Source organism: Aureimonas sp. Leaf427 (genome assembly GCF_001425485.1).
Classification (GTDB): Bacteria; Pseudomonadota; Alphaproteobacteria; order Rhizobiales; family Rhizobiaceae; genus Plantimonas.
Genome location: NZ_LMQW01000043.1, coordinates 184,824 through 200,187, shown reverse-complemented (window position 1 = coordinate 200,187; position 15,364 = coordinate 184,824). Strand labels below are relative to the sequence as shown.

Genomic DNA, 15,364 nt, shown 5'->3' with positions numbered 1-15,364 from the left:
GCCTCGGTTCTGCGATCGGGCATCTCGAAGGCGGGGCCACCGCGTCCCGCAAACAGAGAGGGCCTCTCCGGCATGCGCTCGCTGGGTGACAGGGTTCTCGACATTACAAGGGCTCCTCAAAAACGCGGGACAACCCAGATTTAGCGGACCCAGCCAGATATAGGAAATCTTTCCTTTAACCGAAGTGTGGAAAAGCTGTTGAACGGCCAGCCAACGCTGACGAACAAGCCGATCCCACACCCCGTTGATAGGCTCTTTTTCCTCGTCAACTGCAAGCTGGTCCAAATTCTCCTCCCCCAAGGAGAATTCCATGTCGAAGAAATCGGCCATCCATCGCCTCGGCGCCGCCCTCCAATGTGCCGCGCGGCGCTATGGCGAAACGTTGAGGACGGCCGAACACGCCGACCTCTCCAGCCTTGAGATGCGCTCCCTTCTGGCCCGAGCCGGCCTTCCCGCCGACGCGATTGATCCATCCGGCTCCGACCGCGCCGCTCTCCCCGCCGCCGTCCGCGATACGGCGCTGATGCGTCTGCGCATCGAAAGCCGGCGCCTTGCCCGCCTCGCCCGCGCCCGCCACCCCGCCTACGATCTCAACCGCCACATCGCCGTCCGCCGTCTCCTCACGGCCCTCGACGCGGCCCCGAAGCCCGCACCAACCCCGTCCCCGCCATCCCGGCACTGTAGCGACAGGAAAGGACAGCGAACCTTAGCGCAACCGATCCGTCGCGAGATCTGAACGAAGCGGATCGGAATCGGCCATCACCCGCCAAGCGCTCCATCGGGGCACGCCCCCCACTCCCACCGGCCGCGGCGCGCATGACCGCTCTACTCCACGAACACCCGCGAACTTGCGGCCGCGCCCGTGGCATCGATCACCGAAATGTCTACGAAGCCGGGCTCGCGCGGCGCCCAGGAGGCCTGCCGGTCGAACAGCGCCCGCACCACGGGCGCGCCGTCGACATACCATGTGAAGGGCGGCTGTCCGTTTCGCACCTTCAGCGACAGTCCGGCCGTCCCGCCCTCCCCGAGCCCGGTCTCGATGCGAGCCGCGTTCGGCGGAAACACGATCTCCGGCCGCAGCGGCGTCGCGCCGGAGAGCCCCGTCCGCCCCACCATGCGCATGGGCGGCGGCAGGGCCTTGCCGGCGGCGGCCAGAATCCCGGCCGGCGGGCCCGGCAGCCGCGCGGGCGGCCCGATCCTGGCGAAAACGTCGCGCATGACAGGCACGGCCGCATCCTGCCCCACGAGCCCCGCCACCGGCGCGCCGTCCGGGCGGCCGAGCCACACGCCGACGACATGCCGGCCGTCATAGCCGATCGACCACGCATCACGATAACCGAAAGATGTCCCCGTCTTGTGCGCGATCGTCCCCGGCGAGCCCTTCGCCGTGTTCGGCGCGCCCGCGAGAATCGAGGTCACGTACCACGCGGCCTGTTCGGACAGAATGCGGGCCGCCGCCGCTCCCCCGATCTCGCCGTCCGCCTCCAGGCGCAGGCGCTTGGCGATCCCGCCATTCGCGATGCCGCCATAGATCGCGACGAGGTCCTCCAGCGAGAGCCCGAGCCCGCCTAGCCCGATCGCAAGGCCCGGAATGGTCCGGCTGCCGAGTTCGGGATGGGCGCCCGCCCGCTTCATCCGCTGCACCAGCCGCGACGGACCGACCGCCGAGAGCAGCGCCACGGCCGGCAGGTTGCGCGAGAGCTGCAGCGCCCGCCGCGCCGTGATCACGCCCTCGAACTCGTGGTCGAAGTTCTGCGGCGTATAGCCGGCGAAAGCCGTCGGCCGATCGTCGATCAGGCTTTCGGGATGCGCCACGCCCCGCTCGAAGGCGAGCCCGTAGATCAGCGGCTTCAGCGTCGAGCCCGGCGAGCGCAGCGCCTGCGTCAGGTCCACATGCCCCTGGCGCGCCGTATCGAAGAGGTCGGGCGAGCCGACGGAGGCCAGCACCTCCCCGCTCTGATGGTCGCTCACCAGGAGGGCGAGGCTCAGCGGCTTCTGCATCGCGGCTGCCCGCGCCCTGGCATAGGCCTCCAACCTTTCCTGCAGCGCCTTGTCGATCGTCAGCCGCACCTTCGCCGCGCCCGGATGCGCCGCCCGCTCCCGCTCCGCGACGTGGGCGGCCAGGATCGGCATTTCCCGTCGCCCGGTCGGCATGGCCTCCGCCCGCCCGCGCCGCGCCTCCGCCGACGCGAGAAGCCCCAGCGCCTCCATGCGGTCGATCACCCGGTCCCGCGCCCGCTTCGCCCGCTCGGGGTGGAGATCCGGCCGATAGCGCTCCGGCGACTGAGGCAGCGCGACGAGCAGCGCCGCCTCCGCGACCGTCAGTCGTCTCGGCTCCTTGCCGAACCAGGCGAGCGTCGCCGCGCGGATGCCCTCGATGTTCCCGCCATAGGGCGCGAGCTTCAGATAGAGGCCAAGGATCTCGTCCTTCGTGCGCGCCCGCTCCAGCGCCAGGGCGCCCAGCACCTGCTCGCCCTTCGCCAGCGCGCTTCCCGTCGGCAGGCCGTCCAGCATGCGCGCCACCTGCATGGTCAGCGTCGAGCCGCCCGAGACGATCCGCACATGCCGCACCGACTGCCACGCGGCCCGGGCGACGGCCCATCCGTCGATCCCGCCATGTTCGCGAAACCGCTTGTCCTCCCAGGCCGTCAGCATCGCCACGAAGCGCGGATCGACATCGCCCGGCGCGACGTCCAGCCGCCAGCGTCCATCGGAATTGGCGAAGGCCCGCAGCATCGCCCCGTCTCGGTCCTCCACGATCAGGCCTGTCGAAGGCTCGGCGAGCCGCGACACGCGCGCCTCCACCGCCCGGTCCAACGCCTCCCAGCCGGCCACCGCCGCGCCCAGCGACAGGGCGACGAGACAAGCGCCGCCGAGCATCCAGCGCCCGAACCGCCCCCGCAGGACCGTCGCCCCAGTCATCGCCTCAGCGCAGCGCGCCGACGACGGTCACGCGCGCCTCGCCCGTCTGCCCCCGCCGCTCCGGCCGGTACATATCCTCCACCGTCGCGGCGGGATGCACGAACTCGCCGGGCGAGACCGCGCGCAGGATATAGGCGAAGCGCAGGGCATCGGTCGTCCCGGACGCCTTGTTGACCGAAGCGATGAAGCGGTCCGCGCGAAACTCCGTATGCGCGACCTCGGTGGTCAGTTCGAGGAAGTCGAGACTGGCGACGTCCCCGCCCCGCAGGATCGAGGGATTGTCGATCTCGAAACCCGCCGGCAGCGGATCGTTCACGATCAGCCGCGACGCCTCCGCATCGACCGGCAGGACCTCGACGACCGCGACCAGCCGGTCGCCCTGCCCGACCGTCGAGACATCGGCCTCCTCGCCCTCCAGCGTGAAGTAGCGCCGCTTGATCTCGTAGCCTCTGGCCTCCGCCGGCGGCGCGACGAGCGGCACGCCCGCCAGCGTCACCTCCGCCGACACAGCCTCGGCACCCCGGTTGACGACGCTTACCGGCACCTGCAGCCGGTCCGCGTCGAACCGCGCCGAGTAAGCGCCGTCCCGGTTCTCGCCGTCGACGGAAAGGCTGGGCGGACGCTTGCTCAGAAGCGCATGGGCCGCCAGAAGCGACCAGTTGTCCTCCTGCGTCGAGGTATAGCTCTTCTGCGAGCGCTCCAGCCCGACCTTCGTCACGAGCCCGTCCAGCGAAACGCCCTCGATCCCGGTCTCCAGCCCGAGCGTCAGCACGGCGGCTCCATCGCGCAGCGCAGTGCCGTAGTCGCTCCGCTCTAGGGCCGCCGCCTTGGCGTCCGTCGCCCCCGCCACCGCCATGCGAAACAGCGTCTCCGCCCGCACGCGGTCGCCGTAGAGCGCGAGCGCTGCGGCGAGATGGGCCTGCGCCAGTGGCGTCGGAAACGAGGTCGCCTCGTTGTCCGCCGTGTAGCGAAGATCGCCGATCGCCGCCCGGCCGTTTCGCGCCAGCACGTAATAGGCATAGGCGACGGGGCTCCAGTCGGGCTTTTCCGGCAGGTAGTTGATCGTGTTGCGCAGATTGTCGACGGCCAGTTGGAAGCCCTCGGCCGGCACCTCGTAACCCGCCTCGCGCGCCCGCGTCAGGAAGTCGGTGACATATGCGTCGAGCCAGAGATCGCCGGAATCGGGCTGCCAGAGCCCGAAGCTTCCGTTCGAGGATTGGTTGGCGAGCACGCCCTTGATCGCGCCCTGAATGCGCTCGCGAACGTCGTCCCGCCCGGAAAGTCCGGCGGAGAGCACGGTCTCGTCGAGATAGACGAGCGGCAGCGCGCGGCTCGTCATCTGCTCGGTGCAGCCATAGGGATAGCGGTCGAGCGCCCGGACGACGCCCGCGACATCGAAGCCGCGCAGTCCGGTAATGCTCACCGTCGCCTCGCCCGCGCCCGGCTTGAAGTCGGCGAAGAGATCGCCGCCGAGCGTCAGCTTTCCGCCCGATGGCGCGATCTCGAACCGGCTCTTCGCCACCACCTCCGGCTGGATCGAGCGCACCGGCAGCGAGAAAGCCTTGGTCAGAACCGTCCCGTCCGGCGTCGTCAGCGCGACGCTGAAGGCGGCGTCGCCCAGCGCCTCCGCTTGGATCGGCAGGAGCACGCGCGCCCGCCCGCCCTCGGCAAGGTCCAGCACGCTGCGCTCGTTCGCCGCGATCGAGACGACGCCGGCCCCGCCCTCGACGGAAAGCTGCATCCGGCCCGCGGGTCCCTCGACATGGACGACGTCGATCGCGATTCGCGAACTGTCGCCCGGGCTGAGGAAGCGCGGCTGCGCCACCTGCAGCACGACGGGATCGCGAACCACCACATCCGCATTCGCCTCGCCGACGCCGGTCTTCGACCACGCCACCGCCATCAGCTTCAGCGTGCCGTTGAAGTCGGGAATGTCGAGCGGCACGACCGCCCGTCCGTCGGGTCCGATGGTCACGACGCCGGAGAAGAGCGAGACCAGCTCCTCCATCGGCGGCGGGCTGACGATCTGTCCGCTCGCATCGCCGCCGGAGCGCACGGCGCCCGGCGCGCCCTGCATCCGGTCGATCAGCCGGCTGTAGAGGTCCCGCAGCTCGACGCCGAGCCGCCGCTTGCCGAAGTAGAAGTCGGAGGGCGACGGCGGCGCAAACTGCGTGATGTTCAGGATGCCGACATCCACCGCCGCCAGCGTCACATAGGCCGTCTCGCCGGTCTTGCCCCCGGCGACGGTCAGCCCGACCTCCAAGGCCCGGCGCGGCTCGATCTTCTCGGGCGCCTCGATCCGCACCGAGAGCGCCTTCTCGCCGGGATCGACCGCGGCATGCGCCAGACCAATCGCCCGGCCCGGCATGCGCTTCTGCGCGATGTCCATCGGGCGATAGAGCACCGCCGTCACATAGGCCCCCGGGCCCCAGTCCCGTGTCACGGGCAGGCTGACATCGCCGCCTTCGGCCGGAATGTCGGCCGTCTCCATGGCGATCACGCGCTCGTCCATCACGAGCACTTCGACCTTGCCGGCAAAGCGCGGCTCGATATGGGCGATGGCGGTCTCGCCGACCGCATAGCGCGGCTTGTCCAGCGAGACCTTCAGGATATCCGGCGTCTCCATCGATTTGGCCGCGACGTACCAGCCGGCCTCGAACCCGACGCTCGCCGGCACGGCCGCGCCGGTCGGATCGGTCAGCACCAGCTCGTAGCCGCCCCAGGCGACCGGTTGCGACACCCGTCCCGCGGCATCCGCCGCCACATCGAGCGTTCCGCTCGCCACCCGCTCGCTCCGGCGGATCGGTTCGTAGTTCCAGCGCCCGTTGCTGGAATACCACTGATAGTCCGTCGTCACCCGGTTCAGCACCCAGCCGATGCCGGACGCCGCCATGCGCGTTCCATCGGCATCGACGGCGATCACCTCGAAGGCCGCCTCCGCCCCGTCGGCCACGGCCCCGTCGAAGAGCGGCTTGATGGCAAGGCGGGGCTTGGCGCCTGCGACCGCCATATCCGCCGTCCGCTCCACCGGGCGCCCGCCCGCATCGGTCACGCGCACCTGCAGCTTCGCCGTCAGCGGCTTCGTCGTGACGGGCAGTTCGAACGCGTCGAGCGAAACGCTCGTCTTCCCCGCTTCGTCCGTCGCGTCGCCGGCAAAGGGAAGGCGCAGCGCGGTCGGCAGGTCGTCGGCAAGGCCGAAGCGATAGCCGGGATAGGCATCGAGCCCGTCCACGGCCGACAGCAGCGCCTCGCCGGAGGGCTCCAGCCCCGCCGCCGGCGCGCCGAAGAGATAGCGCACATCGAGCGCGATCGACGGCGGCGCGGCGGGATCGAGAACCGTGCCCTCCACGCTGAGATTGAAGTCGATCTTCTGCGGCTCGAAATCCTCCACCAGAACGGTCTCGTCCGCGATCGCCGGCTTCTTCGGATCGGTGTGAACCGCCATCCGCCAGCTGCCGCGCATCGCCGTCTCGGAGAAGGCGACGGGCCAATCGAACCCGCCCGCTCCCTTGTCCGTCAGCGCGACGCGCGCCGCCTCCACGCCGTCCGGCCGCGTCACGATGCCGGTGAGGTTCAGCCCCTCCACCGCCTCGCCGCGCCCGTCGCGCACGAGGCCCGTCAGATGCGCCGTGTCGCCGGCGCGAAAGATGCCCCGGTCGGCCGTCAGGAACACGTCGAGCGCCCCCGCCGGCTCGCGCCCCTCCACGCCCCGGTCCGTCAGGTCGAAGGCGGATGCGGTGACGTCGAGAAAGGCGAAGTCCTTGCCGTCAGCGCCGCCCGTCGCGGTCAAGACGGCCACCCGATCGCCGCCCGTCCCGCGCAGGAGCCCCGGCGCGAAGCGCGCATAGCCCTTCTCGTCGGTCTCGGCCGTGGCGAGGATTTCGTTGTTCAGGGCGACGAGCTCGATCTTCACGCCGGCCGTCGGCTCGGCCGTCCCGAGCGAGCGGGCGAAGACGTGGAAGCCGTCCTCGCCGGAAAAGCTGGACAGGCCGATATCGGTCAGGATGAACCACTGCGTGGCGACGGCGTCCTCGTATCCTTTGACGTTGGAGGCCGAGGCGGCCAGCACGTAGACGCCGCTCTTGGTCTCGCCGAGAATCTGCGAGACGGGAATGGCGGTCGTCACCTCCTCGTTGGTCTTGGCGGAGACATCGACCGTGCCCTTCCACACGGCCTCGCCCTGGCTTTCGGCGACCTGATCGAGATCGTAGCTGGCCATCTGGCTGAGAAAGCGGCTGTCCCCGATGGTGCGCGCCAGTTCCCGGTCGCCGAGCCGCAAGAGGCGGGCTTCGATCTTGTCCGTGTTCACTGTCGTCACCGGGATCGTCGCCTCGCCGCCCGCCGGCAGCACGTAGGCATTGCCGGAAAAGCGGACGGACGGGTCACGGTCGCGCACGTACACCGAAAGCTCCGCCGGTTTTGCCAGCGTCTCGCCGCTCGCCGCCGGAATGCCGGCGCGCGCGACGATCCGGTAGCGCGCCCCGTGCGTCACGCCGTCGATGCAGATCTGCGATCCGCTCGCCGAGACCGCAAGATTGTCGCCGCCCTCGACGGAGACGTAGTCGCCGGCCGTCTCGGAATTGACGATTCCCGGCGCCAGTTCCTCGGAGAAGCTAAGGCAGAGGCGCGGGCTTGCGGCATTGTTGTCCACCGTGTTCTCGGTGATGCGGAAGCCATGGCCGGCGATCGCCTGCTCCAGCCGCATCCGCACGACCGGCACCTCGAACTCGGCAAGGCTCGCGCGATAGGCCTTGATGGCGCCCTTCCAGTCCTCGCCCGCTTCCTTGCCGAGCGCCAGCACGTCGAGCGCCGCCGCCCTGCCGGCCTCGTCCCCGGCCGTGAGGAAGGCGTTGATCGACGCCGGCGAGCGCAGCGCGTCGTTCGCCTGCTTCAGCCCGTAGTCGTCGGACTTGAAGGCGAGCACCGACCGCGCGAGACCGATCCAGGCCGCGCCGTTGCCCGCATCGCGCTTCAGGATCTCGCGATAGAGCGCCGCCGCGTCCGCGAACCTTTGCTCGGCGACGGCCTGATCGGCGTTCGGCGCAAGCGCTGCGTCCTCCACCGAGCCGTCCCGCTCCTCGTCGGCAAGGCCGAGCCGCAGCCGGCGAGCTTCGTCGATCTCGGGCTTCGGCAGGAAGGTCAGCTTCGCTTCGCGCGCCTCCAGCGCATTCTCGTCCGGCGCTTGCGAGGCGAGCACGATCCGCCCGGAGGTCGCCCCCGCCGCCTGACGAAGCTCGCCGACGCTGTCCTTCAGGAAGCACCACCGGGTCTTGCGATTGAGGGTGAAGGCCTGGCACCGGTTGTCGGCAAGACAGGCGGTCTCGCAGACGTTGGCGTCGACATCCTTCAGGACGTCGTAGTCGCCGCCGAAATAGTCCGCATCGGGCGAGGAGGCGATCCGGCGCTCGGCCTCCTCGGCATGGCTTCCTCCGGCGACACCGAAGAGAAGCGAGAACCCGAGAATGGCGGCAGCAAGTCCTCGACTGCGGATCATCGGCCTGTCCCCCCGTCGCTGATGAGCGGGGCGACGATAGGTGCCTTTGGTCTCGGCTGCCAGAGCTCATTCGGCAGCTTTGCGAAGAATGCGCGGCCGGTTTCAGACCGTGACGAACGAAGCGACCATCGGCACGTTCGGAGTGCGCGCCTTGCCTGCGGGCGCCTGGGCCATCGAGCCGTAGGTCATCAGGAACTGCGGAAGCTCGGCGATCGGGCGCGGCCGGCTGAAATGATAGCCCTGCATCTCGTGGCATCCTTCCTCCAGCAGCGTCTCCAGCTGCTGGCGCGTCTCCACGCCCTCCGCGATGACGGAGATGCCCATCGCCTTGGACAAGCCGACGACGGCGCGCACGACGGCGATGTTCTCGCGCTTGGAGAGATCGCGCACGAAGGACTGGTCGATCTTGACCTTGTCGAAGGGGAAGCGGGAGAGATAGCCGAGGGAGGAGTAGCCGGTGCCGAAATCGTCCATGGCGATGTGGATGCCGAGCAGGCGGAAGGCCTTCAGGATTTCGAGGATCGCTTCCGTGTCGTGCAGAAGCACGCTCTCGGTGATCTCCAGCTGCAGCCGGGACGGCTTCAGTCCCGAGCGCTTCAGCGTCGCCACCACGTCCGCATAGAGCGTCCGGCTGCGGAACTGGGCGGGCGAGAGATTGACGGAGACGCAGAGATCGAGCGGCCAACCCGCCGCCTGCCGGCAGGCCTGCTCCAGAACCCAGAGGCCGATCGGCTCGATCAGTCCGGTTTCCTCCGCGATCGGAATGAACTCGGCCGGCGAGATCGGTCCGCGCTCGGGATGCGTCCAGCGCAGGAGCGCCTCGAAGCCGGTGACCCGGTGGGACGCGACGTTGACGAAGGGCTGGAAGTAGAGTTCGAACTCGTTGCGCTCCAGCGCGGAGGACAGATCGATCTCCGTCCTGCGCCGCTGCTGGACGGCGTCCTCCATCGCGGTCTCGAAGATGCGATAGGAGTTGCGGCCCTGCTCCTTGGCCGAATAGAGCGCGAGGTCCGCGCGCTTGATCAGCGCATCCGCGTCGACGTCGCCGAGGGCGGCTCCGCCCGGCATGTGGGCGACGATGCCGATGGAGACGCCGACATTGATCCGCTGGTGCGCGATCTCCAGCGTCTTGCCCAGCATGTCGATGATGCGGTCTGCCAAAGCCTCGGCGGCGCGCGGCTGCTTCGCCGGCTGCAGCTGCACGATCGCGAATTCGTCGCCGCCGATGCGCGCGACGAAGTCGCCGGGCTGGACCATCGCGGTCAGCCGCTGTCCGACGACGCGCAGGAGATCGTCGCCGACGAGATGCCCGAGCGTGTCGTTGACGAACTTGAAGCCGCGAAGATCGAGCGTCAGCATCGAGCCGCCGTTGCGCCACCGTCCGCTCGCGATCGTCTCCTCCAGCAGATCGCGCAGGCGAAGGCGGTTGGGCAGTCCCGTCAGCGTGTCGTGCGTCGCCATGTGGTTCATGCGCTCGACCGCGCGATGACGATCGGTGACGTCGTCGAAGGTCATGACGCTGCCGCCGCTGGGGATCGACTGGCGCGAGACGGCGATCATCCGGCCGCCTTCGATCTCGATCGTCGAGAAGACCTCGCGGGAGGGAGCGAGCAGTCCCGACAGATGCGGAAGCCGCGCGAGCTTGCTCATCGAGAGGCCGAGCTTCACCTCTCCGAACATCTCCACGAAGCGCTTGTTGGTGACCACCAGCGTCTGCTGGCGATCGAACATGCAAAGGCCCTGCGTGATGTTGTTGAGCGCCGCCTCGAAGCGGGCGTTCTGGAGGTTGAACTGGCCGTCATAGGCGCTCGCCTGCATCGCCGCCCGGCCCTCGGCCTCGTCGAGATAGAGCGAGATGCTGTCCTGCATGTGCGACATCGCCGACAGAAGCTCGGCCATCTCGCCCATCCCGCGCGGGCGGATGTCGTTGTCGAGCTTCCTCGCGGCGATCGATCGCGTGACCACGAGCGCCCGCCGCACGGAGGGCACGATCCTCCAGATCAGAAAGCTCGTGATGACGATCATGAGGACGGCGGTCGCCGCCATTCCGAGCCAGGTCCGCTCGACCGTCTTGTCCACGAGCCGATCGACGTCGCTGCGAACCGTGTAGGCGTCCGATTGGAAGATCTTCACCGTCGATGCGAGCTCGGCATTGATGTAGCGCAGCTCGTTCAGAAGCAGCCGCCCCGTCAGCTTGCCCTGCGCCGCCTTAACGCGCGCGAGGGCGCGCTGGACGGAATCGACGGCTTCCTTGCCGTTCGGCGTGATGGCGCCGGCGCTGGCCGTGGCGAGTTCGGCAAGGATTCCCGGCACCTCGGCGCTGAGATAGGCGGTCTGGTCGGCGTCGAGGGCGGAGGACGGCGGCGGCGTGGCGGCGTCGTCGAGCCTCAGACCGACTTCGAGCCGGATCATCGAGGCCTGGGCGGATCGCAGCGCGCTTGTCGACAGGAGGGCGTCGTCGTAGATGCGCACCGCCAGCGTGCCGATCTGCTGCTGCGAGGACTGGGCGAGCAGGCCGACCATGACGGTCGCCATCGTGATGCAGATGCAGCCGCCGACGAGCTTCAGCTTGATGGACATTTCAAACCCGCCGCCCGTCCCGGGCCGTCGGAACTTCGCGGCCCAGCGCTCCGCGCGTCGGATGACGGCCAGCGAAAACGGTGGGGTATGTCTCGGCGAAGGACATGGCGAACTCTCGGCCCATCGTGGGCAAGTTCGACCATGGCTATATACCTGCAAAAACAGTCTTAATGGCGCCGCCGAGAAATCGGGGGGCCTCGGACAACGAAATTTCAATCATTGATCGGAACGGCGGAAGCTTCGGCCGGAAGATGCCTTTCAAAGCGGCAAACTGCTCGTCCTGTCCCAGCTTGCCACACCGCGCTCTCTTTCCGACCCAATTGATGAGCGAAGTGTAAATGCTCCTCTGTCACTTAGCATATCGTGCGGTGCGCGCCTCACCGAACGATAGAGCCTATATCGGAGCCCGCCCGAAGATCGGGGCGGCTCGGAGAGCGGACTAATTGTTCGCTCTACAAAGCACTTTGGACTTGCCGAGCCCCCGCCGCCATCCGCGGCACATGCGGCGAGCTGCCCGCGAGCCCTGCGGCAGAGGGCTCGGACGGGCGTATTCGCCTCACACGACGCGCGTCGTGACCTCGCCGAGGCCCTCGATCGATCCGACCAGCACATCGCCCCGCTGGACGGCGCCGACGCCTGCCGGCGTTCCCGTGAAGATCAGATCGCCGGCCTTCAGCTCGAACAGTCCGGACAAGACGGCGATGATCTCCGGCACCTTCCAGGTCATCTGCGACAGGTCGCCGTCCTGCCGCGTCTCGCCGTTGACGGTGAGACGAATGCGCCCCTTGGAGAGATCGCCGGCATTCTCGGCCGGCACGATCGCCGAGCAGGGAGCGGAGCCGTCGAAGGCCTTGCCGATCTCCCAGGGCCGCCCGGCCTTCTTCGCCTCGCCCTGGAGATCGCGCCGCGTCATGTCGAGGCCGACGCCATAGCCGTAGACATGCGCCAGGGCGTCGTCCGCGGAGATATCCGTGCCGCCGCTCTTCAGCGCGACGACGAGTTCCACCTCGTGATGGACGTCCTCGGAGGCGGACGGGTAGCGGAAGTCCCCGCCGGACACGACGAGGCAGTCGGCGTTCTTCTGGAAGAAGAAGGGCGGCTCGCGGGCGGGATCGTGGCCCATCTCGATCGCGTGGTCGGCGAAGTTGCGTCCGACGCAATAGATGCGGCGGACCGGGAAAAGCCCCTCGCCGCCGGCGACCGGCACGGCCGCCTGGGGCGGAGGCGCAAACACGTAGGAACGGACATCGCCGGATCGGCTCATCGAAAACACCCCACTCGTTCGAATGCGCGACGTCGATCCTTCGCGCGACTCTGTGATGCGTCCTGATAGACGCGCCCGCCCGCCATTCCCAGCCCGGCCGCCTCGGTTCGATGCACGGATCAGTCCCGCAGGACGCGATCGTCCTTGCCGAACCGGTGGATGCGGCCCGGCATCGGCGTCAGCCGGACGGCGTCGTCGAGACCGATCTCCGTCTGGTCGGGAATGCGAACGGTCACCTCCGGCCCCTCCGTCAGCACGACATAGAGATAGCTGTCGGAGCCCAGATGCTCCACATGCCGCACCACCCCTGCCCACTCGCCGGCCGGATCGATCCTCAGATGCTCCGGACGAATGCCGATCGTCGCGGCACTCGCCCGCTCGGCGAGCGGGCCGGTCAGGAAGTTCATCTTGGGCGATCCGATGAACCCCGCGACGAAGATGTTGTCCGGCCGGTTGTAGAGGTCGATCGGCCGGCCGATCTGCTCGATCCGTCCGCCGTTGAGAACGACGATCTTGTCGGCCAGCGTCATCGCCTCGATCTGGTCGTGCGTGACGTAGACCATGGTCCCGCCGAGCGTTCGGTGGAGCTTGGCGATCTCCAGCCGCGTGTTGACGCGAAGCGCGGCATCGAGATTGGATAGCGGTTCGTCGAAGAGGAACAGCGCCGGCTCCCGCACGATGGCGCGTCCGATGGCGACGCGCTGGCGCTGCCCGCCGGAAAGTTCGGCCGGGCGCCGCGCCAGAAGCGCCGAGAGCTGCAGGAGCCCCGCCGCTTTCTCCACGCGCGCCTCGCGCTCGGCCTTGCCGACGCCCTCTTCCTTCAGCGCCAGCGTCATGTTGCCGGCGACGGTCAGGTGCGGATAGAGCGCGTAGGACTGGAAGACCATCGCGATGCCGCGCTTGGACGGGACGAGCGCGTCGACATTGCGTCCGGCGATCTCGACCGAGCCGGAGGTCTGCGTCTCCAGCCCGGCGATGATCCGCATGAGCGTGGACTTGCCGCAGCCGGACGGGCCGACGAAGACGACGAACTCGCCCTCTTCCACGTCGAGATCGACGCCCTTGAGGACCTCGACCTGGCCGAACGTCTTCACGATGTTGGTAAGCTTGAGGGATCGCACGGGCATCTTTCACGAAAAACGGATCATGGGCTGGCGACCGGCCGGGGGCTCGCGGCCGGTCGGGACAAGCGGCGTTTACAGTTGGATCGGGCGCCCTTCGCGCATCGAGCGGTCGGCGGCGAGAACCACGGCGAGCGAGCGCACGGCGTCCTCCATGTGCCGTGAGAGATCGAGGTCGTCCTCGATCGCCTTCAGAACGAAGCGTTGCTCGGCAAGACAGAGCGCGTCGTGGTCGGGCTCGCCCGCCATGGACACCATGTCGTCGGCCCGCGCGAAGTCGCCCTCCGGCGAGAGCCCCGCATGGTGCACGCGGATGCGCGACGTGCGCGTGTGCGTGTCGATGTCGGCGGAGCGCGCGCCCTCCTCCATGACGATCGAGACCGAGCCCTTCGGGCTCATCACGTCCTTCACGAAGAAGGCGGTCTCGGAGATCATCGGGCCCCAGCCCGCCTCGTACCAGCCGAGCGAGCCGTCGGCGAAGAGCACCTGGAGATGCCCGTAATTGACTTGGGACCCGTCGATCTCGTCGGACAGGCGCAAGCCCATGCCGCGCACTTCGACGGGCGCGGGATCGGTGATCTGCAGCATCACGTCGAGATAGTGCACGCCACAGTCGACGATGGGCGAGGTCGTCTCCATCAGCCGCTTGTGGATCGCCCAGGCCGCGCCCGACGATTGCTGGTTGAGGTTCATGCGGAACACATAGGGGCCGCCGAGCGCGCGGGCCTCGCGGATGAAGCGGATCCAGGACGGGTGATGGCGCAGGATATAGCCGACGACGAGCTTGGCCCCGGTCCGGCGGGCGACCTCGACGACGCGCTCGGCGTCCTCCACGGTCGCGGCGAGCGGCTTCTCGACGAAGACATGCGCCCCCGCCTCCATGGCCCGGATCGCGAAATCGGCGTGGCTGTCGGTGTAGGTCGCGATCGCGACCAGGTCCGGCTTCAGCGCCAGCCCCTCCTCGAACGTGGTCACGCGGTGATAGCCGGCCAGCTCGCCCGGCAGATCTACGGGCGATCGGTTGCCGAGCGCGACGATCTCGAAGCCGGGATCGGCGTGATAGGCGAGCGCGTGGGAGCGGCCCATCTGGCCGAGCCCCATGACGAAGGTGCGCAGCGGCTTCATTTCACCGCTCCCGCCGTGATGCCGCGGATCAGCTGGCGCGAGAACAGAAGGTAGAGCACGAGGATCGGCAGGATCGCCAGCGAAAGCGCCGCCAGCACGGCCTCCCAGTTCGTCACGTATTGGCCGAGGAAGATCTGCGCGCCGAGCGTCACGGTCTTGGTGGCCTCGCCGGGCGCCAGGATCAGCGGAAACCAGAGATCGTTCCAGATCGGGATCATCGTGAACACCGCGACCGTCGCCATGGCCGGGCGCACCAGCGGCAGGACGAGCACGAAGAAGATCCGGTATTCCGACAGGCCGTCGATGCGCCCGGCATTCTTCAGATCGTCCGACACGCCGCGCATGAACTCCGACAGGATGAAGACGGCGAGCGGCAGACCCTGTGCGGTGTAGACGAGGATCAGCGCCGTCAGCGTGTTCACGAGCCCGGCGGACACCATCATCTGCAGCAGCGCGACGGTTCCGAGCCGGATCGGCACCATGATGCCGAGCGCGAGGAAGAGGCCGAGAAAGGCGTTCAGCCGGAAGCGGTACTCCGACAGCGCGAAGGCCGCCATCGCACTGAAGAGGAGCACGAAGACGAGGGACGCGATCGTCACGATCAGGCTGTTCTGGAAGTAGAGGAGGAAGTCGCCCTGCGCGATGACCGTGCGATAGCCAGCCAAGCTCGCCGTCCCCGGCATCGGCGGGGAGAGCGGCGAGGCGAAGATCGCCTTGCGCGTCTTGAACGAGTTCATCACCACGACGATCACAGGCAGGACCGAGACGAGCGTGTAGGCGAGGAGAGCCAGATGGACGAGGCCCATGCGCAGGCGCTGCGTCGGGGCACGGAGAGTGGTCTTCGTCATGGTCGCGCCC

General features: G+C 68.5%; 8 protein-coding genes. 1 reads left to right on the top strand and 7 read right to left on the bottom strand.

Annotation, left to right across the window (positions count from 1 at the left end; all coding sequences use genetic code 11):
• Positions 1 to 310 precede the first annotated feature (310 nt).
• Positions 311 to 736 (top strand): hypothetical protein, encoded by a 426-nt coding sequence (locus ASG62_RS18760; protein ID WP_056697113.1) that lies wholly within the window; start codon positions 311 to 313, stop codon positions 734 to 736.
• An 89-nt stretch (positions 737 to 825) separates the two neighbouring features.
• On the opposite strand, the gene pbpC is transcribed toward ASG62_RS18760, so the two are convergent.
• The 7 genes from pbpC to ASG62_RS18725 all read right to left on the bottom strand — a co-directional run bounded on the left by pbpC (position 826) and on the right by ASG62_RS18725 (position 15,354).
• On the bottom strand, positions 826 to 2,922 hold the full coding sequence (gene pbpC, locus ASG62_RS18755; RefSeq protein WP_056697112.1) for a penicillin-binding protein 1C: 2,097 nt from the start codon (positions 2,920 to 2,922) through the stop codon (positions 826 to 828).
• A gap of 4 nt (positions 2,923 to 2,926) precedes the next feature.
• Positions 2,927 to 8,416, bottom strand: a complete 5,490-nt coding sequence (locus ASG62_RS18750; RefSeq protein WP_056697110.1) for an alpha-2-macroglobulin family protein — start codon at positions 8,414 to 8,416, stop codon at positions 2,927 to 2,929.
• A 102-nt stretch (positions 8,417 to 8,518) separates the two neighbouring features.
• Complete coding sequence (locus ASG62_RS18745; RefSeq protein ID WP_056697108.1) at positions 8,519 to 10,996, bottom strand: EAL domain-containing protein; 2,478 nt, start codon at positions 10,994 to 10,996, stop codon at positions 8,519 to 8,521.
• Between the two features lie 556 nt (positions 10,997 to 11,552).
• A complete protein-coding gene (locus ASG62_RS18740; protein ID WP_056697384.1) occupies positions 11,553 to 12,260 on the bottom strand; it encodes a fumarylacetoacetate hydrolase family protein in 708 nt (235 codons plus the stop codon).
• Positions 12,261 to 12,379: 119 nt separating this feature from the next.
• Positions 12,380 to 13,381, bottom strand: a complete 1,002-nt coding sequence (locus ASG62_RS18735) for an ABC transporter ATP-binding protein (protein ID WP_056697382.1) — start codon at positions 13,379 to 13,381, stop codon at positions 12,380 to 12,382.
• 75 nt (positions 13,382 to 13,456) lie between these two features.
• Positions 13,457 to 14,506, bottom strand: a complete 1,050-nt coding sequence (locus tag ASG62_RS18730; RefSeq protein WP_056697106.1) for a Gfo/Idh/MocA family protein — start codon at positions 14,504 to 14,506, stop codon at positions 13,457 to 13,459.
• Entirely contained in the window at positions 14,503 to 15,354 is an 852-nt protein-coding gene (locus tag ASG62_RS18725) for a carbohydrate ABC transporter permease (RefSeq protein WP_200944742.1), read from the bottom strand. Before ASG62_RS18725 ends, ASG62_RS18730 begins: the two co-directional genes overlap by 4 nt.
• Between the last annotated feature and the right edge of the window lie 10 nt (positions 15,355 to 15,364).

What these genes read in the sequence shown, in the direction of transcription:
- ASG62_RS18760 (WP_056697113.1), top strand. Translation starts at nt 311, where the DNA reads ATGTCGAAGAAATCGGCCATCCATCGCCTCGGCGCCGCCCTCCAATGT.
- pbpC (WP_056697112.1), bottom strand. Translation starts at nt 2,922, where the DNA reads ATGACTGGGGCGACGGTCCTGCGGGGGCGGTTCGGGCGCTGGATGCTC.
- ASG62_RS18750 (WP_056697110.1), bottom strand. Translation starts at nt 8,416, where the DNA reads ATGATCCGCAGTCGAGGACTTGCTGCCGCCATTCTCGGGTTCTCGCTT.
- ASG62_RS18745 (WP_056697108.1), bottom strand. Translation starts at nt 10,996, where the DNA reads ATGTCCATCAAGCTGAAGCTCGTCGGCGGCTGCATCTGCATCACGATG.
- ASG62_RS18740 (WP_056697384.1), bottom strand. Translation starts at nt 12,260, where the DNA reads ATGAGCCGATCCGGCGATGTCCGTTCCTACGTGTTTGCGCCTCCGCCC.
- ASG62_RS18730 (WP_056697106.1), bottom strand. Translation starts at nt 14,506, where the DNA reads ATGAAGCCGCTGCGCACCTTCGTCATGGGGCTCGGCCAGATGGGCCGC.
- ASG62_RS18725 (WP_200944742.1), bottom strand. Translation starts at nt 15,354, where the DNA reads ATGACGAAGACCACTCTCCGTGCCCCGACGCAGCGCCTGCGCATGGGC.